At 71.4% G+C, this 25,523-nt stretch carries 18 protein-coding genes, 1 tRNA gene and 1 pseudogene; 13 read left to right on the top strand and 7 right to left on the bottom strand.

Annotated elements, in window-relative coordinates; genetic code table 11:
- From AB0399_RS24150 to AB0399_RS24120, 7 genes and pseudogenes are all read left to right on the top strand, one after another.
- Positions 1 to 531: pseudogene (locus AB0399_RS24150) on the top strand (hypothetical protein); the annotation flags it as partial.
- Between the two features lie 70 nt (positions 532 to 601).
- Positions 602 to 675 (top strand) — tRNA-Ala (locus tag AB0399_RS24145).
- A gap of 464 nt (positions 676 to 1,139) precedes the next feature.
- Entirely contained in the window at positions 1,140 to 2,603 is a 1,464-nt protein-coding gene (locus tag AB0399_RS24140; RefSeq protein ID WP_366412755.1) for a DUF4157 domain-containing protein, read from the top strand.
- A 357-nt stretch (positions 2,604 to 2,960) separates the two neighbouring features.
- On the top strand, positions 2,961 to 3,833 hold the full coding sequence (locus AB0399_RS24135; protein WP_366412754.1) for a putative RNA methyltransferase: 873 nt from the start codon (positions 2,961 to 2,963) through the stop codon (positions 3,831 to 3,833).
- A 183-nt stretch (positions 3,834 to 4,016) separates the two neighbouring features.
- On the top strand, positions 4,017 to 4,652 hold the full coding sequence (gene ribA / locus AB0399_RS24130) for a GTP cyclohydrolase II (RefSeq protein ID WP_366412753.1): 636 nt from the start codon (positions 4,017 to 4,019) through the stop codon (positions 4,650 to 4,652).
- Between the two features lie 260 nt (positions 4,653 to 4,912).
- Positions 4,913 to 5,512 carry a TetR/AcrR family transcriptional regulator gene (locus AB0399_RS24125; protein ID WP_329368469.1) on the top strand — a complete coding sequence of 200 codons (600 nt, stop codon included), beginning with the start codon at positions 4,913 to 4,915 and terminating at the stop codon, positions 5,510 to 5,512.
- A 192-nt stretch (positions 5,513 to 5,704) separates the two neighbouring features.
- Positions 5,705 to 7,924 (top strand): MMPL family transporter, encoded by a 2,220-nt coding sequence (locus AB0399_RS24120; protein WP_366412752.1) that lies wholly within the window; start codon positions 5,705 to 5,707, stop codon positions 7,922 to 7,924.
- Positions 7,925 to 8,036: 112 nt separating this feature from the next.
- Here the strand turns inward: AB0399_RS24120 and AB0399_RS24115 are convergent, their stop codons facing one another.
- The 5 genes from AB0399_RS24115 to AB0399_RS24095 all read right to left on the bottom strand — a co-directional run bounded on the left by AB0399_RS24115 (position 8,037) and on the right by AB0399_RS24095 (position 11,775).
- Positions 8,037 to 8,561, bottom strand: a complete 525-nt coding sequence (locus AB0399_RS24115; RefSeq protein ID WP_366412751.1) for a methylated-DNA--[protein]-cysteine S-methyltransferase — start codon at positions 8,559 to 8,561, stop codon at positions 8,037 to 8,039.
- A complete protein-coding gene (locus AB0399_RS24110) occupies positions 8,558 to 10,093 on the bottom strand; it encodes a DNA-3-methyladenine glycosylase 2 family protein (protein ID WP_366412750.1) in 1,536 nt (511 codons plus the stop codon). The genes AB0399_RS24115 and AB0399_RS24110 overlap by 4 nt, the downstream gene beginning before the upstream one ends.
- A gap of 172 nt (positions 10,094 to 10,265) precedes the next feature.
- The gene (locus AB0399_RS24105; RefSeq protein ID WP_329368477.1) at positions 10,266 to 10,583 is read right to left on the bottom strand and encodes a GNAT family N-acetyltransferase; all 318 of its coding nucleotides are present in this window, start codon (positions 10,581 to 10,583) and stop codon (positions 10,266 to 10,268) included.
- Positions 10,580 to 10,846, bottom strand: coding sequence for a DUF2630 family protein (locus tag AB0399_RS24100; RefSeq protein ID WP_329368479.1), 267 nt, complete (start codon positions 10,844 to 10,846; stop codon positions 10,580 to 10,582). Before AB0399_RS24100 ends, AB0399_RS24105 begins: the two co-directional genes overlap by 4 nt.
- Before the next feature lie 71 nt (positions 10,847 to 10,917).
- Positions 10,918 to 11,775 (bottom strand): MerR family transcriptional regulator, encoded by an 858-nt coding sequence (locus AB0399_RS24095; RefSeq protein WP_366412757.1) that lies wholly within the window; start codon positions 11,773 to 11,775, stop codon positions 10,918 to 10,920.
- A gap of 241 nt (positions 11,776 to 12,016) precedes the next feature.
- Between AB0399_RS24095 and AB0399_RS24090 the strand changes: the two genes are divergently transcribed.
- From AB0399_RS24090 to AB0399_RS24075, 4 genes are all read left to right on the top strand, one after another.
- Entirely contained in the window at positions 12,017 to 13,540 is a 1,524-nt protein-coding gene (locus tag AB0399_RS24090; protein WP_366412749.1) for an NAD(P)/FAD-dependent oxidoreductase, read from the top strand.
- Positions 13,537 to 14,505 (top strand): alpha/beta hydrolase, encoded by a 969-nt coding sequence (locus AB0399_RS24085; protein ID WP_366412748.1) that lies wholly within the window; start codon positions 13,537 to 13,539, stop codon positions 14,503 to 14,505. The genes AB0399_RS24090 and AB0399_RS24085 overlap by 4 nt, the downstream gene beginning before the upstream one ends.
- Positions 14,502 to 15,404, top strand: coding sequence for an SDR family oxidoreductase (locus AB0399_RS24080; protein ID WP_328464907.1), 903 nt, complete (start codon positions 14,502 to 14,504; stop codon positions 15,402 to 15,404). Before AB0399_RS24085 ends, AB0399_RS24080 begins: the two co-directional genes overlap by 4 nt.
- A gap of 107 nt (positions 15,405 to 15,511) precedes the next feature.
- Positions 15,512 to 15,736 carry a hypothetical protein gene (locus tag AB0399_RS24075; protein WP_328464905.1) on the top strand — a complete coding sequence of 75 codons (225 nt, stop codon included), beginning with the start codon at positions 15,512 to 15,514 and terminating at the stop codon, positions 15,734 to 15,736.
- Positions 15,737 to 15,962: 226 nt separating this feature from the next.
- Here AB0399_RS24075 and AB0399_RS24070 read toward each other — a convergent pair whose 3' ends face one another.
- Together AB0399_RS24070 and AB0399_RS24065 are read right to left on the bottom strand one after the other, a co-directional pair.
- Complete coding sequence (locus tag AB0399_RS24070; RefSeq protein ID WP_366412747.1) at positions 15,963 to 19,631, bottom strand: S41 family peptidase; 3,669 nt, start codon at positions 19,629 to 19,631, stop codon at positions 15,963 to 15,965.
- Positions 19,632 to 19,826: 195 nt separating this feature from the next.
- Positions 19,827 to 21,515, bottom strand: coding sequence for an FAD-binding dehydrogenase (locus tag AB0399_RS24065; RefSeq protein WP_329368490.1), 1,689 nt, complete (start codon positions 21,513 to 21,515; stop codon positions 19,827 to 19,829).
- Positions 21,516 to 22,207: 692 nt separating this feature from the next.
- On the opposite strand from AB0399_RS24065, the gene AB0399_RS24060 reads away from it, so the two are divergent.
- Positions 22,208 to 23,983 (top strand): glycoside hydrolase family 6 protein, encoded by a 1,776-nt coding sequence (locus AB0399_RS24060; RefSeq protein ID WP_366412746.1) that lies wholly within the window; start codon positions 22,208 to 22,210, stop codon positions 23,981 to 23,983.
- Positions 23,984 to 24,156: 173 nt separating this feature from the next.
- Entirely contained in the window at positions 24,157 to 25,521 is a 1,365-nt protein-coding gene (locus AB0399_RS24055) for a serine hydrolase domain-containing protein (protein WP_366412745.1), read from the top strand.
- The last annotated feature ends 2 nt before the right edge of the window (positions 25,522 to 25,523 follow it).

The following is a 25,523-nucleotide window of genomic DNA, read 5'->3' as shown; positions in this document are numbered from 1 at the left end:
GCCGCCGAGGCCGCGCGCCGCCTCAGGGCCCCTCGGCCGGCGGCTCCGGCGGCCGAGCGCGGTCGCGACCGTGACGAGCGCCAGGCGCCCGCCCCCGCTGCCCAGGGTGCCCGCCCGACGCCCTCTGCCGTACCCGCGCCGTCGCCCCGCTCCGCCGATCGCCGCGCCCTGGTCGAGCAGACCGACCACGCCGAGTGGGTCGACCAGCAGCGCGCGCAGCAGTCCGCCGACGACGGCTGGGCGCCCGTACCGGTGCCGCTGCCCACCTATGTGACCGCCCCTGTCGCCCCTCGCACGTCCCGGGGCGTCGACCTCGGCGCACCCGACACCTGGAGTTCGGCCCGTTCCGGTACGACGCCCGGCGATTCCGCGGCGGCGCGCGAGCAGCGTGACCGCCGCGAGGCCCCGCAACCCCGGGAGGCGGCCGAGCCGCGCGAGCAGCAGCCGCCGGCGCGCCGCCCGCGCACCACGCGGACCCCGCTGTTCGACCAGTACGCCGACCCCGACCGCCCTCGCGCCGCCAACGAGTGAGCCTGGTGAACCAGCCGATATCAGGTTCACGACCACCCTCCCGGGGATGCTAGAGTTTTCCTCGTTGCAAGGGCCTGTGGCGCAGTCCGGTAGCGCACCTCGTTCGCATCGAGGGGGTCAGGGGTTCGAATCCCCTCAGGTCCACAACGCGACTGTTCTCGATTCACCTCGGGAAGAGTTCATGAGATCCCGCCCGGTCATGAAGACCAGGCGGGATTTTGGCGTCTGCGGGGACTGAACGCCGCGGCATCCGGACGCGGCGGCGTCGGACCTGATCGCCTGGTCGCCCGATTGCTTTGGGCACGGAGTCCCGTGCCGGTCCGGAGCCACTTCGCATCAGGGGGTTACCGTGTTGTTCCTCCTGTGCGGCACGAACTGCGGCTGCCTCTCGGCCCGTGCGCAGCCGGCCGGTACGTCGAGGTCGGTTGTGTGAGCAGGGGGACGCCGAAGTGCGGTGACCTCCTGGTGGCAAGCCCGTGCTTGTCATCCGCACGCCGCGTGGGTACCTGCGAGGGCACCGTGCTCTGCCCTTCTCGCCCTCCCGCGCGGGCCGGGCACCGGTGTATGCATGGAACTGCCCGTCTGTGCCGTGACAAGGGACCTGACTCATGCGTGCCCACGAGAGTGACAAGACGCCGCAAGCGGCCGTACGCCGTGGGGCGGCCGGTCGAACGGCATCGCGACCCTCACTTCCAGCGGCTCTCCAACCTGGAGGCTTGAACGGGGCCTCGCTCCTTGCCCTGCAACGCACCGTGGGCAATGCCGCGGTGGCCGGGATGCTGGAGCAGGCCCAGCACGCCCACTCGGGCAGCTGCGGGCACCAATCCGCCGCCTCGGCTCCGGCAGTGCAGCGTTCCTCCTTCGACGAGGTGCTCCGTACCTCGGGCACGCCTTTGGCCGAGCCGGTCAGGCGGGACATGGAGGCGCGGATCGGAGCGGACTTCTCCGAGGTGCGGCTGCACACAGGGATCGCCGCGCAGCGGTCCGCAAGCGAGATCGGCGCCCGCGCCTACACCATGGGCAATCACGTGGTCATCGGCGACGGCGGCGCGGACCGGCACACCCTCGCCCACGAGTTGACGCATGTCGTCCAGCAGCGGCAGGGCCCGGTTGGGGGGAACGACAACGGCCAGGGCCTGAAGATCTCGTCCCCGACCGACGACTTCGAACGGGAGGCCGAGGCCAACGCGACCAGGGTGCTGGCCGGTCCGGCACCTGTGCAGCGGGCGGTCGGCGGCGCGACAGCCGGGCACGCTTGCGAGCCGGCCATCCAGCGCACCATCGGCTACGAGAAGGGCAAGTGGTCACAGGAGAACCTCCCGCCGGACCGCTTCGCCGAACGACTCGCCAAGGCGGCGGGCGAGTTGGAGGGCGTTCACTTCGCCATCCCGTATCGCAAGCTGTTCAGGGAGCTGGAGGAGGCATCCATCAGGGTCGAGATCGACGATGAGACGAGCTTCGCGGGCGCGCGCGCCAAGTTCGCCATCGACGATCAGACCGCGGAGGGCGGCGTGCTCCGGATTTCGCGGCCCGCTGACGACGCGTCGTCTCGCGAACTGCGCGAGTTCGCCGCGACCGTGACCCATGAGATGCAGCACGCCCTCGACTCCGTCACACGTCGCTTCAAGTCCCAGACCCCCGCGCTGACGATGAAGGAGCGGTGGATCTGCTCGGAGCTGCGGGCGTTCGGCAGCGAGGCCGCGGCGGCGCTCAAGCTCGCCATCGGGGACAGTTACCTCAAGAGCCAGGGCAAGCTCTCCGCGATCCTCAAGGACGTCAAGGAGGACCGACTCTCCTCCGAACGCAAACGCCTCGCCCTGGAGTTCCACTTCATGGACAGCCACGTACACGCCGGGTCCCCGGCCCTGTCCGTCTACGGGAGCTCGGCCGCCATCAAGGACAGCGAGCTCCTGAACCGCCTCGCCGGCTACTTGAGGGTCTACAAGCTGGTTGCGGGTTCTCCGACCAACGAGACCGCGCTGAAGTGGCTGTCCGGGAACCCGACCGTCGAGCAGAAGGGGCTTCTGGAGGGCGTCGCCCTGTTCCACCAGCAGCGCCCCCAGCCCGAGTAGGACACCCGCGACGACCTTGCCGGCGTGTAGCGATGTGTGCGCCGCCCTGGGGCAGCGGTCCGTACGCGTAGCGCCGGGGGATGGCGGTGCACACGGCGAGGGGAGCGGGCCGAGAAAGCCCCTCCAGTGGCCCACTCAAAGCCCGTAGGCGGCCGTCTGCGGCGACGCCGCCGCTCGGGTGGGGAAAATCCCGCTCGGGTCGGCCGTGTGGCCGTACAGGGCGATTCTGTGACTTTCGGCAGTATGCGGTCCCTGTCGGACATGCGCCGACCGCGTGCCGCCTATCCTGCACCGGAGGGCGACTGCAGCCCGCAGTCGCAACCGCAACCGACGCCGAGCTACGCCGAGGAACAGAGCATGCCCCCAATCGCGTTCGAGGACGGCGACCCGCGCCGCCGGCTCCTGGACGTCCTTCGCTGCCCCCTGTGCGGTGACGGTCTCCACACCTCGGCGGGAGCTCTGCGGTGCGGCAGGCGGCACACCTTCGACATCGCGCGCCAGGGGTACGTCAGCCTCCTGACGGGTGACATGCGGGCGGGAACCGCCGACACCGCAGCGATGGTCGGCGCCCGTGACGCGTTCCTGAGCGCCGGGCACTACGCGCCGCTGGCCCGCGCGGTGGCCGAGGCCGCCGACCGATGGTGCGTGGCGCGGGGCAACGTTCTGGACGCGGGCGCCGGCACCGGCTACTACCTTGCCGCCGCCTTGGACGCGGTGCCTGAGGCGGTCGGACTCGGCCTGGACGTCTCCAAGTTCGCACTGCGGCGCGCGGCGCGGGCACATCCGCGGGCGGTCGCCGCCGTATGGGACGTGTGGCGTGACCTCCCGGTGCGGTCGGGGTCGATGGACGTCGTGCTGAACGTCTTCGCTCCGCGCAACGGACCCGAGTTCCGGCGTGTCCTGTGTCCGGACGGTGCGCTTGTGGTGGTCACCCCGACCCCACGGCACCTGGCCGAGGTGCGGAGTGCCGCGGGCCTGCTGACCGTTGACGCGGCGAAGGAGGAGCGGCTCTCCCGTACGCTCGACGCCCACTTCCGGCCCGAGCACGCTGATGCGCTGGAACTGGAGTACGGCTTGCGGCTGACACCCCAGGAGGCGAACGACCTCGTGTCCATGGGGCCGTCGGCTCGCCACGTCGACGCCGCGGAACTGGGCCGACGTATCGGGGCCATGGGTGACGTGGTCGAGACGAGTGCGTCCTTCGCCGTGGCGGTCTACCGGCCCAGGTGACGTGCTGCGGCGCGCTGGGCCATCTCCTGAGTGTGTCCCGACATCGATGATCGTGCCGCCCGCCTCGTCGCGTGGCTCCACCCCGTGGGCGGCGCCGCCGTGTGACCCGACCCACGAGATCGGGCGGAAATAAACCGCGACCCGGAGGAGCTTGAGGTTTCAAGATCTTACGAGGGAGTGGCGATGACGGTTGACGCTGGTGCGGCTGTGGCCGCCGCCAAGGTCCGTACGAGGGTGCGCGTTCCGCTTCGGTTCTCCGACGGGTGGGGGACGACCGCCGATGTGTACACGTTCACCGGTCTGGTGGACGGAAAGGAGCATCTGGCGCTGGGCATCGGCGACTACCGTACCGGCGGCGTGCCGCTGGTGCGGCCGCACTCGGAGTGCATGACAGGTGACGTGTTCGGCTCCGAGCGATGCGACTGCGGGCCGCAGTTGAGGGAGTCCGTGGAGCGGATCGCCGCCACCGGCGGCTACTTGCTCTACCTGCGGCAGGAAGGGCGCGGGATCGGGCTCTACGCGAAGCTCGACGCCTATGCCCTTCAGGACGACGGCCTCGACACCTATGAGGCGAACCTCGCCCTCGGCCGTGGGGAGGACGAGCGTGACTACACCGCCGCCGCGCAGATGCTCACCGCGCTGGGCGTCGGGGGCGTCCGGCTGCTGACCAACAACCCGGACAAGGCGCGGCAGCTCGACGCCCTGGGTGTCGAGGTCGTCGAGCAGGTGCCGACCGCCGTCCACGTCTCGGCGTCGAACGTCAGCTACCTGCGGGCGAAGGTCGAGCGCACCGGGCACACCATCGCACTGCCGGCGTGACGGTCTTGGCGGTCCGTTCCTGACGTGGGTAATGCGACGGGCGCGCTCGGGTGTGCGGCGCGCGGGGTGCCGGCACGAAATCACCTGATGGCGGCTTGACGGTTGCCTGGCGGAGACGTGATACGGCCCACGATCGAAACGGTGGCGTTTCGATCGTGGGCCGTTTACGCTCTTAGGTGTACGACATCGTTTCGAAGCGTATCCATACGGAGCGATGACTCCGTATGATCGGCGCGACCGTCAGACAGGGAGGAGAGGGCATGTCGCCGGAAACCGGTACCTCTACGCGGCGCAGTCGCCTGACTCCCGAGCGCGAGCGGGAACTGTACGAGGCTGTGGTCGACCTGCTGCGCGAGGTCGGCTACGAGGCACTGACCATGGACGCCGTCGCCGCCCGTACCCGCTCCAGCAAGGCCACCCTCTACCGCCAGTGGAAGGGCAAGCCGGAACTGGTCGCCACGGCGCTTCGGCAGTGCAAGCCGGTCTCTCTCGCGGACATCGACACCGGTTCCCTCGCGGGCGACCTCCACGAGCTCGTGCGGCTGCACGACGAGAGCGAGGTCAAGCGCGACCAGGAGCTGATGCGCGGGCTGTCGCATGCCGCGTTCCAGAACATCGACCTGTTCCGCGCCCTGCGCGAGTTGCTCATCGAGCCGGAACTGGTCAGCTTCGCCGAACTGGTGCAGCGCGCGGTGGACCGCGGTGAACTGGCCGCGGACAACCCGGCGCGGGACTTCGTGCCGCACATGCTGTTCGGGGGGGCGCTGACCCGCCCGATCATCGAAGGCATCGACCCCGATCCGGAATACAGCCACAGATACATCGACGCGGTGGTCGTCCCGGCGCTCGGCCTGTCCTGAGCGCAGCGACTCGATGATCGGTCCGGTCGGCCGGATCGGTTCGTCCGGCCACTGATTCGACCGCGTCCGCACCAGCGAACCTTTCCGTACCACCACATCAGCACACCACGCTCCACCTGACACGCCGCTCTCGTCGTCGGGCTGGTTCCTCACGCCCATGTCCGCCCCCTCCTGACGGGAGCCCATGCCTCCATGGCCACATTCCTCTACAAGCTGGGCCGGTTCTCCTTCCGGCAGAGGCGCTACGTAGTCCTGTTGTGGGTGGCGCTGCTCGCCCTCGCGGGTGTCGGCGCCGCGACCGCGCGATCCGCGCCGGCCGACAACTTCACGGTCCCGGGCACCGAGGCGCAGCAGGCGTTCGACCTGCTCCACGAGCGCTTCCCCGGCACCAATGCCGACGGCGCGTCCGCGCGCATGGTCTTCCAGGCGCCCAACGGGCAGAAGATCACCGCTGGGCCGAACAAGGCGGCGGTCGAGAAGGTCGTCACCGATCTGAAGAACAGCCCGCAGAAGGCGACGGTCGCGGACCCGTTCACTGCGGACGCGGTCAGCAAGGACGGCACCACCGCGTACGCGTCCGTCAGCTATGTCGCCAAGTCGACAGAGATCACCGACGCGACCCACACCGCGATCGAGGACGCGGCGCAGCACGGTCGTGACGCAGGGTTGACTGTCGAGACGGGTGGCACCGCGCTCCAGGCGTCGCCGGAGACCGGCAACAGCGAGGTCATAGGCGTCGGCATAGCGGCGGTCGTGCTTTTGATCACGTTCAGTTCGCTGGTCGCTGCCGGCTTGCCACTCCTGACCGCGATCATGGGCGTCGGTGTCGGCATCGCGTCGATCACCGCCCTGGCGACGACACTCGGCCTGTCGAGCACGTCGTCGACGCTTGCGTCGATGATCGGACTGGCGGTCGGCATCGACTACGCGCTGTTCATCGTCTCGCGCCACCGCCATGAGCTCATGGAGGGCCGAGACGGCGAGGACGCGGCGGGGCGCGCGGTCGGTACGGCCGGGTCGGCCGTGGTGTTCGCCGGGCTCACCGTGCTGATCGCGCTGGCGGGCCTGGCGGTGGTCAACATCCCGATGCTCACCAAGATGGGCCTGGCGGCGGCCGCGACGGTCGCGCTTGCCGTGCTCATCGCGCTCACGCTCATCCCCGCGCTGCTCGGCTTCGCCGGCCCCAAGGTGCTCACCCGCAAGGTGCGCAAGGGTCGCGCCAAGCCGACGGACAAGCCGAACATGGGCACGCGCTGGGCGCGGCTGGTCGTGCGGCGCCGGGTGCCGTTCCTGGTCGCCGCGGTCGTGGCGCTGGGTCTTGCGGCCATCCCGATGAGCCGGATGGAACTCGGGCTGCCCGACGACGGTTCGCAGCCGGTCAGCACCACCCAGCGCAAGGCGTACGACATGCTGTCGGACGGTTTCGGGCCGGGCTTCAACGGGCCGTTGACGGTGGTCGTCGACGCTGCGCACAGCAAGCAGCCGAAGGCGGCCGCCCAGGACGTCAAGCGGACCATCGCCGGCTTCGCGGACGTCAAGACGGTGACCGGGCCCGCGTTCAACCCGAAGGGTGACACGGCGACCCTCACCGTGGTGCCCGCGTCGAAGCCGAGCAGCACGCAGACCGAGGACCTGGTGCACACCATCCGCGGCCATGCGGGTGACTTCACCGACTCCACGGGCGCCAAGGTGCTCGTCACCGGTACCACCGCGATGAACATCGACGTCTCGCAGCGGCTGAACGACGCCCTGCTGCCATATCTGGCGCTGGTCGTGGGGCTGGCGTTCCTGCTGCTGATGGTCGTGTTCCGGTCGGTGCTGGTGCCGTTGAAGGCGGCGCTCGGCTTCCTGCTGTCGGTGCTCGCGGCGCTCGGCGCGGTGGTGGCGGTCTTCCAGTGGGGTTGGCTGTCCGGTCTGATGGGCGTTCAGCAGACTGGTCCGATCATGAGCATGATGCCGATCTTCATGGTCGGTGTGGTCTTCGGACTGGCCATGGACTACGAGGTGTTCCTGGTCACCCGGATGCGTGAGGCATACGTACACGGCGAGTCGCCGCGTCAGGCGGTCGTGACCGGCTTCACCCATGGTGCGCGGGTGGTGTCCGCGGCCGCGGTCATCATGATCAGTGTGTTCGCCGGGTTCATCGGATCGTCGGAATCGATGATCAAGATGATGGGCTTCGGACTTGCGATCGCGGTCGCGTTCGACGCGTTCGTCGTCAGGATGACGATCGTGCCGGCGGTGCTCGCGCTGCTGGGGAAGTCCGCGTGGTGGCTGCCGCGCTGGCTGGACCGCGCACTGCCCAACGTCGACGTCGAGGGCGAGCAGTTGCGCAAGAACCTCGCCGAGCGGCCGAGTCTCGTTGCGTCCTCGGACGAGGACGAGGAGGACCTGGAGGGCATGCGGGTCTGACAGCCGCCGCTGTCGTAGCGCAGCAGGTGCAGGCCCCGGCCGGTCGTGGTGACCGGCCGGGGCCCTTGGGCCCAAGTGGCGAGACGGCGGCATGTCACCCGCGCGGGTGACGTCACGTCAGGGTCGGTTGGTGTGCGCCGCGTTCGAGGTCGAGCAGCCACTGCTTGCGGGCGAGGCCGCCGCCGTATCCGGTGAGGCTGCCGTCGGCGCCGACGACACGGTGGCAGGGGACGATGATGCCAATCGGGTTCTTGCCGTTGGCCAGGCCGACCGCGCGGGAGGCGGTGGGGCGCCCCATCTCCGCGGCGAGTTCGCCGTAGGTGACGGTCTCGCCGTACGGGATGCCGCACAGTGCCGCCCACACGCGCTTCTGGAACGGTGTGCCGAACATGTGCAGGGCGAGGTCGAAAGAGGTGAGTTCGCCGTCGAAGTAGGCGGCGAGCTGTTCCTGGGCGCGGTCGAAGGCGGGCAGGCCGGCGCGCGGGCCGAAGCTCGCCAGGGGCGGGAGGTGCCGCTGGTCGGTCATGTAGAGGCCGCTGAGTTCACCCTCCCGGGCGACCAGCGTGAGGGGGCCGCAAGGGCTGTCGACCACGGTGTGGACGGCCGACGCCGTCGTGGTCGTCGTCATGGTGCTCATGGTGCGGTGCCTTCCGGAACTGAAGTGGCGCGGTCGTCGGAGGGTTTGGCGGCCGGGTGGTCGTCGTCGGGGAGCACGTTGATCGGATGATCGCCCGTCGCCCACAGGTACTGCGTCGCGTATGCGCGCCAGGGCTGCCAGGCGGCGGCGTGGCGGGTCAGCGCGGCCGGGGTGACGGGCAGGCCGAGGTCGCGGGCCGCGTACCTGACACCGAGGTCGGTGGGCAGGAACGCGTCCGGGTCGCCGAGCGCGCGCATGGCGACGGTCTCCACGGTCCACGGCCCGAAGCCTGGAAGGGCCGTGAGCCGGGCCCTGGCGCGCTGCCAGTCGCTGCCGACGTCCAGGTCGAGTTCGCCGTCCACCAGGGCGCGCAGCAGCGCTGCGAGGGTGTCCTTGCGGGTCTGCGGCATCGCCAGTGACGCGGGGGCGCGCTCGATGAGCGTCTCAGGTGAGGGGAACAGGTGGGTGAGGCCGCCGCCCGGGTCCGCGACGGGCTCCCCGTACGCCGCCACCAGGCGCCCTGCGTGGGTGCGCGCCGCGGACGTCGAGATCTGCTGGCCGAGCACCGCGCGCACTGCGAACTCCGGCCCATCGGCGACCCGCGGCACCCTGCGTCCCGGTGCTTTGGCCACCAGGGGCGCCAGCACCGGGTCGCAGGACAGGAGCGCGTCCACGGCGAGCGGGTCGGCGTCAAGGTCCAGCAGGCGCCGGCAGCGGCTGATCGCCTGCCCCAGGTCACGCCAGTCGGTCAGCGACAGCCGGCAGCCGATGTGGTCGGGTCCCGGTCGCAGCGACACCGTGCCGGGGCCGTTGGGCAGCCGCAGCGTGCGCCGGTACGCGCCGCCGCGCCACTCCTCGACACCTGGGACGGCGGTGGCCGCGAGGTGGCCGAAGAGGTTGTCCGGGTTGAGCGGGCGGCGGAATGGCAGCCGCAGCACTATCGAGCCCACGGCGGCGGCCGGGCGGCCCTTGGCGACCCTGGCGCGCAACTCGCCCGGGGTCAGGGCGAACACCTCCCGCACGGTGTCGTTGAAGGTGCGGATGCTGGCGAAACCGGCCGCGAACGCCACCTCGCTCATCGGCATGGCCGTCGTCTCGATGAGCAGCCGCGCCGTCTGCGCGCGCTGGGCCCTGGCCAGTGCCAGGGGCCCTGCGCCCAGTTCGGCGAGCAGTTGGCGCTCGACTTGCCGCGCGCTGTAGCCGAGTCGGGATGCCAGGCCCGGTACGCCCTCCCGGTCGACCACGCCGTCGCCGATCAGCCGCATGGCCCGGGCCACGAGGTCGGCGCGCTCGTTCCACTGCGGCGAGCCGGGGCTGGCGTCGGGGCGGCAGCGCTTGCAGGCGCGGAACCCGGCCTGCTGGGCGGCTGCCGCGCTCGGGTAGAAGGTCATGTTCTCGACCTTCGGCGGCACGACCGGGCAGCTCGGCCGGCAGTAGATACGCGTGGTCAGCACCGCGGTGAAGAACCACCCGTCGAAACGGGAATCCTTCGACTGCACGGCCCGCACGCAGGCGTCGAAGTCCGTATGCACCTGTCCAGTGTCGCGCCTCGTCACAGCGTCGGTCTGGCGAGAATCCGACATGGACCTCAGTGCGGGCGGCACGCGCGCTGCACGGACGCTACGACGGGCCGACTTGCCTCCATGGGTGCCAGCCGGGTGTCGGCCTGGCATCCATGGACGCGTGGCCCGACATCCAGGGTGCCTAGTCCGTCACCTTGCTGTCAGGTGCGTAGCGCAGGTCCTCGTAATCGGGGTGCTTGCTGATCCACTCGTCGATGAAGGGGCAGATCGCCAGGACACCGAGCCCGCGGGCACGGGCGTCGTCGAGGGCGGCGCGGGCCAGCGCCGAGCCGATTCCGCGGCCTTCGTAGCCCTCCTGCACCTCGGTGTGGACGAACGCGATCAGCACGTCGCCGCGCAGGTAGGCGGCGAAGCCGGCCAGGTCGCCGTCCGTGCGGGCTTCGTAGCGCTGTGCGGCGGGGGCGTCGACGACGGTGAGGTCGTCGGGGGCGGGGCTCACGAACGGTAGCCCTCAACGGTCGAGGAGGGCCGTACGCGCGCGCCTCCTGGGTCCTCGCCGGCCTCGGACAGGGCGCGGCGCTGGCGCAGCAGGTCCCAGCACTGGTCGAGTTCGCGCTCCAGGGCGGCGAGGCGTTCGCGCTGGTCGCCGCCCTCGTCGTCGCCTCCCGCGAGCAGGTCCCGCAGGGCCTTCTCGTCGGAGACCATCGCACTGATGCGACCCAGGATGGCCTGTTCGGCGTTGGCGTCTTGAGGCTGTTGCACGGGGCACCTCCCGATCGATGGGCCGTTTCCACTGTCTCAGGTCGTACGGTGCGACGCGCGCGGGGCGAGGGTCAGGGTTCTGGCGTGAGGGGAGGCGCGCACGGCCGCTGCGGCCGTTCATCGCCGGCGGGGCCGGGAGCCGCGTCGGCGTCGCGGTCGTGCGCGGTGCCGGGGGCGTCGCCATGGGTGCCGGGGGGAGGCTCTGTGTGGCTTCGCATCCAGGTGTCGATCTCGGCGCGCACCTTGCGGTCCATGGCGAGTGACATCTCCGCGTCGACGATGTTCTTGGCCAGCGGGCGCAGCCGGTGCAGGGACTCGGCGATGCGGTGGGCGTCGCCGGGTGTCAGCCCGGTCAGGTCGCCCATGACGTGGGATTTGATGACCTGGGTGAACAGGTCGGCCATCGCGTCGACGTGGTTGCGTACCTCCCGGCCCGCGGCCAGGACCGCGGACAGCGGCACGCCTTCGCGCACGAGCGCGGCGGAGGCGTCCAGCAGGCGGCGGCTGACGTGCACGACCTGCTCACCGTCGACCGCGATGTAGCCGATCTCCAGGGAGTCGGTGAGGTTCTCGGGGCTTATGTCCTCACCGAAGTAATCGGCGAGTTCCTGGGGGCTGAGCCTTACCGGGGTCTCCTCGGACCAGGGGATGGCGAGTGCGCCCTCCAGTCCGAGCAGTTCGGCGACACCGTCCAGGGTGCGGCCCTGCTCCCAGGCCGCGATCAGCTCGGCGATGCCGCCCAGGGTGTGGCCGCGCTCCAGGAGGGCGGAGATGGTGCGCAGCCGCGCGAGGTGGTCCTCGGAGTACCACGCGATCCGTCCTTCGCGGCGCGGGGGCGGGAGCAGGCGCCTTTCGCGGTAGAACCGCAGTGTCCTGACGGGGATGCCGGCTGCTTCGGCCAGTTCCTCGACGCGGTACTCGCGCGGCACGGTCGCGTTGTCGTCCACGTCGCCAGCCTAGGGGGTGCAGAAATCCTTCTCCGCGGCCGACCGGGGTGCTCCTCTGGGGGAGCACTTGTCACGCGTGTTCCGGGGGCGGCGCCGGGCGCTTGCGGGCGCGGCGGGCGGCCGAAATCCGGACCTACCCCTACCGGAGGTAACGCCCGGTGCCTTACAGTCCGACTGTGCCAGTGATTGCTGGCGCGATTGAGAGAAGCGGGAAGGCGGTGCCATGGACGACGACATCGAACACGTGCGGGTGGCGGTGATCGGGTCCGGCTTCGGCGGTCTAGGGGCCGCGGTGAGGCTGCGGCGGGAAGGGATCACCGACTTCGTGATCCTCGAGCGCGCGGACGCGGTCGGCGGCACCTGGCGCGACAACAGCTACCCGGGCTGCGCCTGCGACGTGCCCTCCCACCTCTACTCGTTCTCGTTCGCACCCAACCCCGACTGGCCGCGCGCCTTCTCCGGCCAGGAGCACATCCGCGCGTACCTCGAACGGGTCACCGACACCTTCGGGTTGCGGCCGCACCTGCGCTTCGGCGCCGAGGTGCTCCAGGCGCGCTGGAACGCCGACGCGCGGCACTGGCATCTGACGACGGCCGCCGGCGAACTGACCGCCGATGTGGTGGTCTCCGCGACCGGGCCGCTGTCCGACCCGAAGATCCCGGACGTGCCGGGGATCGAGGACTTTCCTGGGCGGGTGTTCCACTCCTCGCGCTGGGAGCACGACTTCGACCTCAAGGGCAAGCGCGTCGCCATGGTCGGCACCGGGGCGTCGGCGATCCAGATCGTGCCGTCGATCCAGCCGGAGGTCGGGAAGCTGACCGTCATCCAGCGCACCCCGCCGTGGGTGATGCCACGGGTGGACCGGCCGATAGGCGCGGCGGAGCGGTGGTTGCACGGCACGGTGCCCGGCACCGCGAAGTTGCGGCGCGGCGCGCTGTGGCTGATCCGGGAGTTCCAGGTCGGCGCGTTCGTCAAGCAGCCGAAACTGATGAAGGCGGCCGAGCGGATCGCACGCGGCCACCTGAGGCGGTCCGTCAAGGACCCTGGGCTCCGGGCTCGCCTCACACCGGACTACACCATCGGATGCAAGCGCATTCTGTTGTCCAACACCTACTATCCGGCGCTCTCACAACCCAACACCGAGGTCGTCACCTCGGCGCTCAGCGAGGTGCGCGGCTCATCGGTGGTGATGGCCGACGGTACCGAGCGCGAGGTCGACGCGATCATCTTCGGCACCGGGTTCCATGTCACCGACATGCCGATCGGCGATCGGGTCATCGGATCGGACGGCCGCAGTCTCAGCGAGCACTGGAAGAGCGGCATGGCCGCGCTGCGCGGCTGTGCCGTCGACGGCTTCCCGAATCTTCTGTTCATCATCGGACCGAACACCGGTCTCGGGAACAGCTCGATGATCCTGATGATCGAATCATCACTCAACTATGTCGCCGACTACCTGCGCACCCTGGAGCGTTCCGGTGCCGCGGCCCTGGACGCCAAGCCGGCGGCGGTCGCCGCGTGGAACGAGGAGATGCAGCGCCGCGCTTCGCGCACCGTGTGGAACACCGGCGGCTGCAAGAGCTGGTACCTGGACGCCAACGGCCGCAACACCACGGCGTGGCCCGGCACCACTGCCGAGTTCCGGCGCGCCACCAGGCAGTTGAAGCTCTCCGAATACAACCTGCTGGCCCCCGCGGGCCAGTCGTCCGTCGAGTCCGTGACCGGGCCGGCCGCGAAGGTGGCGTCATGACCGCGACATACGAGGCTGTACAGCCGCGCAGGGCGCTGACCGCGGTCTCCGCGGACGGCACGCGCCTGAACGTGGAGGAGTACGGCCGCACCGACGCTCCGACAGTCGTACTGGTGCACGGGTGGACGTGTTCGACGCTGTTCTGGGCGCCGATGGTGCGGGCCCTGTCATCGGATTTCCGGTTGATCGCCTACGACCAGCGCGGCCATGGTCTCAGTGCGGCGCCCGCCACCCGCAAGGGTTACAGCACGGCCATAATGGCCGATGATCTGCAGGCGGTACTGGATGCCGTGCTGCCCGAGGGTGAACGTGCCCTGCTCGTCGGCCACTCCATGGGCGGTATGACGATCATGGCAGCCGCCGAACGGCAGTTCGTGCGCGACCGTACCGCCGCCGTGCTGCTGGTGAGTACCGGAGCCAGCCGGCTGATCGGATCGACGCAGGTGCTGCCGCCGCGACTGAGCGCCCGGTGGCTGCGGCGGGTGCTGCACCGCCAGATCCTCGTCTCGAGCCTGCCGCTGGGCCCGGTCACGCCGATGGCCAAGGCGGTGTTGAAGTACGGGGTGATGGGCCCGGATTCGACACCCGAACAGGTGGATTTCTGCGCTCGGATCGTGCACGCCTGCCGGGCGCGGCCGCGTTCCGCGTGGGGCAAGGTGCAGGCCGTCTTGGACCTGGACGCCGAAGTGGCCGCGCTCACCGCGCCCACCGCGGTTGTCGTCGGAACGGTCGACAAACTGACTCCCAAGGTGCACTCGCACCGCATCGCCGCTGCGCTGCCGCACTGCGTCGGACTGACCGAACTGCCCGGCCGCGGTCACATGACGCCGGTCGAGGACACGCCCGCCGTAGAGGCGCTGATACGCACCCTGGCGGCTGATCATCTGGCGCGGGGTGACGCGGGATCGGAACGTACGACAAGCGGTGGGGCCGCGGCGGCCGGCGAACAGGAGAAGAGCGCATGAGCGGATCATCGTTGGACGGCCGGGTCGTGGTGGTCACCGGTGCGGCTCGCGGTGTCGGTGAGCTGCTCGCCCGCAAACTCGCCGCGCGTGGCGCCCGGCTGGCCCTGGTCGGCCTCGAACCCGATGAACTGAAGAACGTCGCCGCGTCACTGGGCGGCGAGGCGGCCAGTTGGACCGCCGACGTCACCGACCGGGCGGCGATGGCCGAGGTGGCCGCCGACGTGCGCGCGCGCTTCGGGCGGATCGACGTCGCCGTCGCCAACGCCGGTGTCGCCACCGGCGGGCCGTTCCTCGAATCGGACCCCGACGCCTTCGATCGGGTGATCCAGGTCAACCTGCTGGGCAGCGTCTCGACCGCAAGGGCGTTCCTGCCGGCACTCGTTGACTCGCACGGCTATTTTCTGCAGATCGCATCGCTGGCCGCGATCACCCCCGCGCCCCTGATGGCCGCGTACTGCGCGAGCAAGTCGGGTGTCGAGGCGTTCGCGCACAGCCTGCGCGCCGAGATGGGCCCCAAGGGCGTCAAGGTGGGCGTCGGCTACCTCAGTTGGACCGACACCGACATGGTGCGCGGCGCCGACGAGGACGACGCGCTGCGGGCCATGCGCGCGCGACTGCCGTGGCCGACCAACCGGACGTACCCGCTGGAACCGGCGGTCGAGCGGATCGTCGCCGGGATCGTACGACGATCGCCTCACGTGTACGCGCAGTGGTGGCTACGCGGCATGCAGCCGGTGCGCGGCTACCTGCCCTCCGTCATCGGCGGCGCGCTGGGGCAGCGGGAGATGCGCCGGGCCGCGCCGGCACTGGCCCGGGCGGCCGGGGTCCGGCGCGGCCTAGTGGGCAGGGGAGGCGCCGCGGACGAGTCGGCGCGAACCTCCGCAAATCACGCTCCGTAGCTGTAATCGCTCGCTGACCTGGGGTTATTGTCCCAGGATGCGGGGGGTGTCCGGCCATGTAAGTCTTGTCGAGGCCCCATCCCCACAAAACTCCAGGAGGAGTAGCCATGGGCGCTTTCGATCAGTTCAAGGACAAGGCCGAGGACTATGCCGAGCAGGCCAAGGGCGCGCAGGGCGACAAGCGGAACAAGTCCGCTGCCGCCCAGAACCCCGAGCAGGCCCAGCGCGGCATGCAGCAGGAGGGGCAGGAGCGTCGTTCCGACCTCGAGGACCAGGCGTCGCGTCGCATGGGCCGCGAGTCCGAGGACGACAACCAGGACGACTGGGCCTGACGTCCGCTTGAGCTGACCTCGGCGTCGCGCATCGCGCGGACACCGAGAACGCCGTGACACGGAAGGGGCGCCCCTGCGGGCGCCCCTTCTGCGTGCCCTGCGGCGGACGTCGAGCCCGGACGCCGGCTCCCGCGCCCATGGTGGCGGACCGCCACCAAGGATGCGAAGCCGTGCAACCCGGACCTGGCGGCGCCGCGTCGGTGCTCCTTGGTGCCGCCCGGCGCTCCTAGGCGCGCGGAGGAAGCGGCGGGCGGGCGCGGTTGGGGCGGGAGGACAGGTCGGGGGGTACCGCAGCGGGGTGTTCGCCGAGCAGGGACAGCGCCTCGCGTACGGCGACGGCGAGTTGGCCGTGCCTGCCCTCGGCCCAGTCCAGCGGCGTGCGCAGGCACTCGATGTCGGGCGCGACACCATGGTTCTCGATGGACCAGCCGTAGGCGTCGAACCAGGCGGCGTTCATCGGGACGGTGATGACCGTGTTGTCACCCAGGCGGTGGCGGCCGGTCATACCGACCACGCCGCCCCAGGTGCGCAGGCCGACCACCGGGCCGAGCCGCAGCAGTTTGAAGGCCGCGGTGATCATGTCGCCGTCGGACGACGTGGCCTCGTCGGCGACCGCGACCACCGGGCCGCGGGGGGCGTTGCCGGCGTAGGAGACGGGCTGCGCGTTGCGCGTGACGTCCCAACCGAGCACCGTACGGGTGAGCTTCTCGATGACCAGCTCGCTGATGTTGCCGCCGGCGTTGCCGCGCACATCCACCAGCAGGGCGTCGTAGGCGACTTCCTTGCGCAGGTCGCGGTTGAACTGCGCCCAGCCCGAGCCGCCCATGTCGGGGATGTGCAGATAACCGCAGCGGCCGCCGCTCAGGTGCCGGACGACGCTGCGCCGCTTGGCCACCCAGTGCTGGTAGCGCAGCGGCCGCTCGTCGACCAGGGGCACCACGGCGATCCGGCGGGGCGCGCCGCGGCCGCCGGGCGGGGTGAAGGTCAGTTCCACGGTGGTGCCGCCCGCGCCCGACAGCAGCGGGTACGGGCCCGCTTGCGGGTCGACGCGGCGGCCGTCGATGTGGGTGAGGATCGCGCCCTCGCGGATGCCGGTGCCGGCCAGCGGCGAGCGCGCCTTGGAGTCGGACGACTCGCCGGGCAGGATGCGGGCCACGGTCCAGGTGCCGTCCTTGTTGTGCTGGAAGTCGGCGCCCAGCAGGCCGATGGGGCGCTGGTAGTGGGGCGGGCCCTCGTTGCGGCGGGCGGGCTGAACGTAGGCGTGCGAGGTGCCGAGTTCGCCGAGCACCTCGCGCAGCAGGTCGGCGAACTCGTCGGGGGTGGCGACGTGTTCGACCAGGGGCCGGTACTGGTCGAGGATCGCCGGCCAGTCCACGCCGCACATGTCGGGCGCCCAGAAGTAGTCGCGGATGAGGCGGCCGGCCTCCGCGTACGACTGGCGCCACTCGGCGGTCGGTTCCACCTCGTGCAGGATGCGGCGCATGTCGACGTAGACGGTGGAGTCGTCGTCGCCGCGCTCGGTGGCGGGCAGGACAGCGAGTTCGCCCTCGTCGAAGACGGCCAGCCGCAGGCCGTCGCCGCTGACGGCGTACCAGTCCATGTGGCGGACGAGTTCGGTGCGCTTGGACTTGCCGAGGTTGAAGTGCTCCAGGGTGGGGCGGGCCGACGGGTCGGTCGGGTTGACGAACGTTTCGCCGAGCGCACCGGAGATCGGCCACCGCAGCCACACCAGACCGCCCTGTACGGGCTCCAGAGCGCTGTACTTGGACGCGGCCACCGGGAAGGGCGTCACCCTGCTGGGAAGCCCCTCAGCCTCCACCACGACCGGTCCGTCGCCGCCGCCCTCGCCCGGGTCCAGACCGGTGCCGACCGGGCTGCCGTCGACCCGCAGCGCGAACGGTGACGGCGTGGCGGAGTTGAGCGGCACCAGGTAAGGGCGGCAGCCCAGCGGGAAGGACAGGTCGCCGGTATGGACGTCGTACACCGGGTCGAAGCCGCGCCATGACAAGAAGGCCAGGTAGCGGCCGTCCCGGGTGAAGACGGGCTGCTCGTCCTCGAAACGGCCGTTGGTGACGTCGATGATCGTATGGTCGGCGAGCCGGGCGATCTTGATGGAGCGAAGCGAGCGTCCGACGCCAGGGTGCGACCAGGTCAGCCACGCCGAGTCGGGGGAGAAGGCGAGGTTGCGGACCGGGCCGTTGGTGGAGCGGACAAGCTCGTCGACCGCGCCGGTGACCACGGGTGGGCGGGGCGGGCCGTACTCGTCGTCGGTGTCGCCTTCGCCGGTGGCGACGAGCAGCAGCCGACCGTCGTGGGAGGCGACGGCGAGGACGGCGCCGTCGGGTGAGGAGACCATCTCGGTGACGCGGCCCAGACGCCCGACGGCCAGCCGCGCGTGGGGGGTGTCGGGCGCGTCGCCGAACGGGCTCGGGTGGGTGGCGCCACCGGTACCGCGCTGTCGCCCGCCGCCCTTGCCGCCGCCTTCGTCGTCCGCTTCCTCCCGACCGTCGTCCGGGCCGTCGTCGCTGCTGCCAGGGGCGTACGACTGGGAGCTCGCGTCACCCGCGCGGGTGACCTCGCCCGGCGTCACATCCGCGCCCGCCGACCCACTCGTACGGGTGAGGTCGCTGGTCCAGCGGACCGGCCCGCCGATGGTGCGCCCGCCGACCGGGACGACGTCGACATCGGCGTCCGCGTCGGCGCCGGCGCCGGCCCGCGGGGCGAAGGCGAGTTCGGCGGTGAAGTCGCCGGGAACGTCACCCGCGCCCTCGGGGCCGCGGGTCAGCGCCCGGGAGGCGCGCCCCGGCAGGTGGGCGAGTTCGATGCCGTCCTCGCCCTCGCCGTCGGTGACATAGGCGACCAGGCCGGTGTCGCCGAGCATCTCCGGCAGGCGCACCCGGGCACCGGGGACGTCGCTGATGGTGCGGGCCGGGCCGTCGCGGTGGGTGAGCCAGTACAGGCTGCCGCGTACGCAGACGGCACTGGCGCGGCCGGTGCGGTCCATGGCCAGGCCGTCGAGGTTCGCGGCAGCCGGCACCTGGTAGGGGCGGCGTCCGCTGCGCGGTCCGCCGAGGCGGACGTCAAGGCGTCGGGGCTCGGCATCGGCGGCCAGGTCGTCGACGAGCCACAGGGAGCCCGCGCACTGGTAGACGACACGGTTGCCGTCGGTGGCGGCGGAGCGCGCGTAGAAGTCGGCGTGGTCGGTGTGGCGGCGCAGGTCGCTGCCGTCGGGACGGCAGGAGTACAGGTTGCCGATGCCCTCGTGGTCGGAGAGGAACGCGATGCGGCCGGCGACGAACATCGGGGAGGCCAGATGGCCGTCGAGATCGGGCACGAGCCGCTCGCCGTGCAGCCACAGGCGACCGGTGGCGCCGCCGCGGTAGCGCTTCCAGGCGTGCGGTTCGTGCGGCGGGGTGCCGGTGAGGAGCAGGGTGCGGCGCTCCCCGTCGTCGCAGTCGTGCACGGCGATGTCGGAGACCGGCCCCCAGGGCAGCGGACCGCCGGGCTCGTGCTCGGTCGGCACGCTGTGTGCCCAGGTGTGGTAGGCGAACGGCTGCCCGTGCGACGACACCGCCAGGATGTCGCCGTCCGGCGTCCAGGAGCACACCCGGGTGTCGGAACTGCCCCAGAACGTCAGCCGCCGCGGGGCGCCTCCGTCCACGGGGACGACGTACACCTCGGGGTCAAGGCTCCGCCAGGTGGTGAAGGCGATGGAGCTGCCGTCGGGCGAGAGGCGGGGGACGCCCACTCTCGTGCGGTCGGCGGTCACCCGCCAGGCGCGGCCGGGCGGCGCACCCGGTGGCCCGAGCGGGGCCACCCAGATGTCGTCCTCCGCGGCGAAGCAGAGCAGGTCGCCGTGCAGGTGCGGGAACCGGAGGTACGCGCCGTCGCTCACCTCACCCATGGTTCGGGGCGCCCGCGGGACGGGCAACTTTTCACGCCGTCGCACGCCCCCGGGCTGCCTCCGTACGCCCCGCGCCGGGCATGCGGACGCGGGGGCGTACGGAGGCAGCGGCGGGGCCCGCACCTGGAGCGGCACACACGCCTGCGTCCCGCGCGCTGTGCATGCCTACGCGTGCCGACGACGTGCCTACGACGTGGCGCGGGCCGCCGCGCGTCCCGCCGTACGGCCCGAGAACAGGCAGCCACCGAGGAACGTGCCCTCCAACGAGCGGTAGCCGTGCATGCCGCCGCCGCCGAAACCGGCCGCCTCGCCCGCCGCGTACAGGCCCGCCAGGGGCGCGCCGCGGCCGCCGGCGCCCTCGTCGCCGCCGGGAGCGGTTCCGGCCAGCACACGGCCGTCCAGGTCCGTTTCCAGGCCGCCCAGCGACTTGCGGGTGAGGATGTTGAGCCGGACCGCGATCAGCGGGCCGGCCTTCGGGTCGAGCAGGCGGTGCGGGGAGGCGGTGCGCACCAGCTTGTCGCCGATGTAGTTGCGGGCGCCGCGGATCGCGGTCACCTGGAGGTCCTTGGTGTAGGTGTTGGCGATCTCCCGGTCGCGGGCCTCGATCTCGCCGCGCAGCGCGGCCTCGTCGATGAGCCCGTCGCCGGTGACCGCGTTCATGCCGCGCACCAGGGCGCCGAGGTCGCGCTCGACCACGAAGTCGACGCCGTGCTGCTTGAACGCCTCGACCGGCCCCGGGGCGCCGGGCAGCACCCGCTTGAGCACCTCGCGCACGCTCTTGCCGGTCAGGTCCGGGTTCTGCTCGGAGCCCGACAGCGCGAACTCCTTCTCGATGATCTTCTGGGTGAGGACGAACCACGTGTACTCGTGCCCGGTGCCCATGATGTGCTCCAGGGTGCCGAGCGTGTCGAAGCCGGGGAAGTACGGCACCGGCAGCCGCTTGCCGGTCGCGTCGAGCCACAGGGACGACGGGCCGGGCAGGATGCGGATGCCGTGCCGGGCCCAGATCGGATTCCAGTTCTCGATGCCCTCGGTGTAGTGCCACATGCGGTCGCCGTTGATCAGACGGCCGCCCGCCGCCTCGGTGACGCCCAGCATCAGGCCGTCGACGTGCGCGGGGACTCCGGAAAGCAGCTTGGCAGGCGGGGTGCCCAGGCGCTCGGGCCAGGCGGCGCGCACCAGGTCGTGGTTGCCGCCGATGCCTCCGGATGTGACCACCACGGCCTGCGCGCGCAGTTCGAAGGCACCCGTCACCTCACGGGAACTGGCCACGCCGCGCGGTACGCCACTGGGCGCCAGCACCTCGCCCGCCACACCGTCCACGGCGCCGCCGGTCTTGGTCAGGGCCGTCACCCGGTGCCGGAAGCGCAATTCGACGCGGCCGCCGGCGACCGCGTCGCGTACCCGCTGCTCGAAGGGCGCGACGACGCCCGGGCCGGTGCCCCAGGTGATGTGGAAGCGCGGCACCGAGTTGCCGGGGCCGGTCGCGAGGAAGCCGCCGCGTTCGGCCCAGCCGACCACCGGGAAGACCCGCAGGCCGCGTTCGTGCAGCCAGGCGCGCTTCTCACCGGCGGCGAAGTGCACGTACGCCTCGGCCCAGCGCCGCGGCCAGTGGTCCTCGGGGCGGTCGAAGCCGGCGGTGCCGAGCCAGTCCTGCCAGGCCAGGTCCGCGCTGTCCTTGATCCGCATCCGGCGCTGCTCGGGAGAGTCGACGAAGAACAGCCCGCCGAACGACCAGAACGCCTGGCCGCCCAGCGACGTCTCCGGCTCTTGGTCGACGAGGATCACCTTGCGGCCTGCCTCGGCCAGTTCCACCGTGGCGACCAGCCCGGCCAACCCCGCGCCCACCACCACGACGTCCGCGTCCAGCGCCATCGACCCGCTCCCTCGGTCATCCTTACTCGCCGGTAGAAACCTTAGGGCAGCACGTTACGCGAGCACGCTCCCGCGGTCAGGGGTTGTGGCGAACCCGGCTTCGAGGCTCCTCGGGCGGGCGGCCCGGACGTATCCGCGACCGGCCGGCGTGCACCCCGGATCGGCGACAGAGTGTGACGGGCGGCGGGAGTCGCGGGGCAGGGGAGCGGTGGGCGGGATGCGTACGACGCATGCGCCTCGGCGGCATGCGACGCATGGGTGTGATGCCGAGATGAGGGCACGCGCCGAGCACATGATGTGCCCGCGAACCCACTCGTTCAGGTGACCTGACGGCCTGTCCGCCGGCGCCCGCGACCTCACCCGTACGGCCGCGGGAGCCTGATCGGCCCGCTGCCTGACAGCTCGTCAATCAGCGGTTCTGTAAATCTATTGACGGTACGTCAACGATCTCGCCCGCGGCCCATGCGGCGGCATCCGGCTCGCGCCCTGCGGCGGCGTGCCGTGACCTGGGTGGCGACCGGCGCCTGTGTCCTCGTCGTGTTTCAAGCATTGACAGGAGCGGGGCGGCTCCCCACTATGGGAGCGCTCCCACGTTAAGAGCGTGTAACTCCACACCGCACCAACGGCACCACCTCCCATGACCTTTCGACGGAGCTTCGAAGGTCCATCCCCCCAATGGAGGTCGTTCGCACATGGCAGTTCCGATAATCCGACGCAGAACAGCCGCACTGGCCGCAGGGGCGCTCGTCGTCGCCTCCGGCGCGGTCGCGGCCGCGTTGAGCAGTACCACCGCCCAGGCGGCGTCCAGCGCCTGCACGGTCGACTACACCGTGTCGTCCCAGTGGGACAGCGGCTTCACCGCGTCCGTGACGGTCACCAACAACGGCGCGGCGACCACCAGCTGGAAGGTCGGCTGGTCGTTCGCCGGAAACCAGAAGGTGACGCAGGGCTGGAGCGCCGACATCAGCCAGTCCGGCTCGGACGTCACCGCGTCCAGCCTCTCCTACAACGGCACGCTGGCGTCCGGCGGAAGCGTCGACTTCGGCTTCAACGGCTCCTACAGCGGGGCCAACGCGGTTCCGACGGCGTTCACCCTCAACGGCGTCGCGTGCGGTGCCGCGGGCGGCGACGGCGGCACCACGGGCGGCGGGACCACCACCCCGCCGACGACTCCCCCCACCACACCCCCGACCACCCCGCCGAGCGGCGGCGACGGCCAGCGGGTGGACAACCCGTACGTGGGGGCGAAGGGATACGTCAACCCGGAGTGGTCGTCCGAGGCGTCCGCTGACGGCGGCGCCGCGATCGCGGACGAGTCGACCGCGGTCTGGCTGGACCGGATCGCCGCGATCAACGGCGTCGACGGCGCGATGGGCCTCAAGGACCACCTCGACGAGGCGGTCGCCCAAGCCAACGGCCAGCCGCTGACCGTGGAGTTCGTCATCTACGACCTGCCCGGCCGCGACTGCGCCGCGCTCGCCTCCAACGGCGAGCTGGGCCCGGACGACCTGTCGACGTACGAGACGCAGTACATCGACCCGATCGCGTCGATCATGTCGGACCCGGCGTACGCGAACCTGCGGATCGTCAACATCATCGAGCCGGACTCGCTGCCGAACATCGTCACCAACGCCAGCGGCGAGGCGGGTTCCACCGCCGCCTGCGCGACGATGAAGCAGAACGGCAACTACGAGAAGGGCGTCGGCTACGCGCTCGCCAAGCTCGGCGCGCTGTCCAACACCTACAACTACATCGACGCCGGTCACCACGCGTGGCTCGGCTGGGACAGCAACTTCGTCCCCGCCGCGCAGGAGTTCCTGAAGGCCGCCACCACCAGTGGCGCCACCGTCCACGACGTACAGGGCTTCATCACCAACACGGCGAACTACAGCGCCACCGTGGAGCCCAACTTCAAGGTGACCGACAACGTCAACGGCACCACGGTGCGGCAGTCCAAGTGGGTCGACTGGAACAACTACGTCGACGAGCAGTCCTACGCCACCGCGCTGCGCACCGAACTGGTCAGCGTCGGCTTCGACAGCACCATCGGCATGCTGATCGACACCGGCCGCAACGGCTGGGGCGGCACCTCCCGGCCCACCGCCCCCGGCGCCACCACCAGCGTGGACACCTACGTCGACGGCGGCCGGATCGACCGGCGCATCCACGCCGGCAACTGGTGCAACCAGTCCGGTGCCGGCATCGGCGAGCGCCCGACCGCGGCCCCGGCCGCGGGGCTGGACGCCTACGTGTGGATCAAGCCTCCGGGCGAGTCGGACGGTTCGAGCAAGGCCATCGCCAACGACGAGGGCAAGGGCTTCGACCAGATGTGCGACCCGACCTACGGCGGCAACGCGCGCAACGGCAACAACCCGACCGGCGCGCTGCCGGACTCGCCGCTCGCGGGCCACTGGTTCTCGGCGCAGTTCCACCAGCTCCTGCAGAACGCGTACCCGCCGCTGTCGTAGTACCTGGCAGGTAGGCAGCGGAACCCCCCACCGGGCCCGTGACGGGGCCGTTCCCGGGTCACCACGACCGGGACGGTCCCGCTACGGGCCCGCCGCGTGCCCTCGCCCGCCGGTTCGTACGATCGGGGAGTACGGGGACGGGTGGCGGCGGGTGTTTCGGGAGGCGGCAGAAGATGAGCGGCGAGGGCGGCGGCATCCGCGGCGCGGGCGGCGGCGACCCTGCCGCGGAAGACGCAGGCGGTTCGCACGGTTCGGCCGGTTCGGCCGGTCCGGCCGGTGTCGTGGTGCACGGGACGGTCGCGGACGGCTGGGAGCCGGTGCGGGACGCCTTCGCGGACAACTTCCTGCGGCGCGGGGACGTCGGAGCGGCCGTGGCGCTCCACCACGAGGGCCGGCCGGTGGTGGACCTGTGGGCCGGGCGTACCGGCTTCGACGGCGGCGGGCCGTGGGAACGGCGGACCGCGCAGGTCGTCAGGTCGGCGGGCAAGGGGGTGGCGGCGGTGTGCCTGCTGCTGCTCCACCAGCGCGGGCAACTGGACCTCGACGCGCCGGTGGCCACGTACTGGGCCGAGTTCAAGGCGGCGGGCAAGGACCGGGTGACGGTGCGGGACGTGCTGGCGCACCGGGCCGGGGTGCCCGCGCTGGACACACCGCTCACCCCGCGGGAGGCGGTCGACGGGGTGTCGGGGCCGCGGGCGGTGGCCGCGCAGGCGCCGCTGTTCGTGCCGGGACGCGAGCACGGGTACCACGCGCAGACCTTCAGCTGGCTGGTCGGGGAACTGGTGCTGCGGGTCTCCGGTCGGACTGTCGGACAGTACGTCGCCGAGGAGGTCGCCGGGCCGCTCGGCCTCGACCTGTGGCTGGGGCTGCCCGCGGACCAGGAGCACCGGGTCGGCCGGATCGGGCCTGTCGCCACGCCCGAACCGCCCGCGTCCGGCGGGCTGCGGGCCCGTCCCAAGCGCACCGTGCAGGACGCCTACGCCGACCCCGCGTCGCTGACCACCCGGGCTTTCGCCGCGATCACCCCGCTGCCGGACGAGAACGACCCCGGCTACCGGGCCGGCCAGCTGGCGGGTTCCGGCACGATCGCGACCGCGCGGTCGCTGGCGCGCTGCTACGCGGCGCTGGTCGGCGACGTCGAGCAGGGCGAGCAGGGCGAGCAGGGCGGGCAGGGCGGGCAGGGCGAGCAGGCCCGTGACGTCGAGCAGGGCCGGCCCGTCGCGGCGAGCCAGGGCGGGGGCCGGCGGCTGTTCGCGCCCGGCACGCTGGCGGCCGCGCGCACCGTGGAGGCGGACGGGCCCGACCGGGTGCTGGTGGTCAACACCCGTTTCGGGCTGGGCTTCATGCTGCACGGTCCGGCCGCGCCGCTGCTGGCCGCGGGTTCGTTCGGGCATCCGGGGCGCGGCGGGTCGCTGGGGTTCGCCGATCCCGAGGCCGGGATCGGCTTCGCGTACGTCACCAACGGGATGCAGCGCAACGTGACCGCGGATGCGCGTGCACAAGCTCTGGTCAGGGCTGTTCGGCAGTGCCTACGCTGACC

Origin of the sequence: Streptomyces sp. NPDC088194 (assembly GCF_040702025.1) — a bacterium.
In the GTDB taxonomy this organism is placed as follows: domain Bacteria; phylum Actinomycetota; class Actinomycetes; order Streptomycetales; family Streptomycetaceae; genus Actinacidiphila.
This window is presented reverse-complemented; position numbering and strand designations above follow the sequence as displayed.

Bases quoted from the DNA above. Each gene is read 5' to 3' on its own strand.
- AB0399_RS24140 (WP_366412755.1), top strand. From the start codon at position 1,140: ATGCGTGCCCACGAGAGTGACAAGACGCCGCAAGCGGCCGTACGCCGT.
- AB0399_RS24135 (WP_366412754.1), top strand. From the start codon at position 2,961: ATGCCCCCAATCGCGTTCGAGGACGGCGACCCGCGCCGCCGGCTCCTG.
- ribA (WP_366412753.1), top strand. From the start codon at position 4,017: ATGACGGTTGACGCTGGTGCGGCTGTGGCCGCCGCCAAGGTCCGTACG.
- AB0399_RS24125 (WP_329368469.1), top strand. From the start codon at position 4,913: ATGTCGCCGGAAACCGGTACCTCTACGCGGCGCAGTCGCCTGACTCCC.
- AB0399_RS24120 (WP_366412752.1), top strand. From the start codon at position 5,705: ATGGCCACATTCCTCTACAAGCTGGGCCGGTTCTCCTTCCGGCAGAGG.
- AB0399_RS24115 (WP_366412751.1), bottom strand. From the start codon at position 8,561: ATGAGCACCATGACGACGACCACGACGGCGTCGGCCGTCCACACCGTG.
- AB0399_RS24090 (WP_366412749.1), top strand. From the start codon at position 12,017: ATGGACGACGACATCGAACACGTGCGGGTGGCGGTGATCGGGTCCGGC.
- AB0399_RS24085 (WP_366412748.1), top strand. From the start codon at position 13,537: ATGACCGCGACATACGAGGCTGTACAGCCGCGCAGGGCGCTGACCGCG.
- AB0399_RS24080 (WP_328464907.1), top strand. From the start codon at position 14,502: ATGAGCGGATCATCGTTGGACGGCCGGGTCGTGGTGGTCACCGGTGCG.
- AB0399_RS24075 (WP_328464905.1), top strand. From the start codon at position 15,512: ATGGGCGCTTTCGATCAGTTCAAGGACAAGGCCGAGGACTATGCCGAG.
- AB0399_RS24065 (WP_329368490.1), bottom strand. From the start codon at position 21,515: ATGGCGCTGGACGCGGACGTCGTGGTGGTGGGCGCGGGGTTGGCCGGG.
- AB0399_RS24060 (WP_366412746.1), top strand. From the start codon at position 22,208: ATGGCAGTTCCGATAATCCGACGCAGAACAGCCGCACTGGCCGCAGGG.
- AB0399_RS24055 (WP_366412745.1), top strand. From the start codon at position 24,157: ATGAGCGGCGAGGGCGGCGGCATCCGCGGCGCGGGCGGCGGCGACCCT.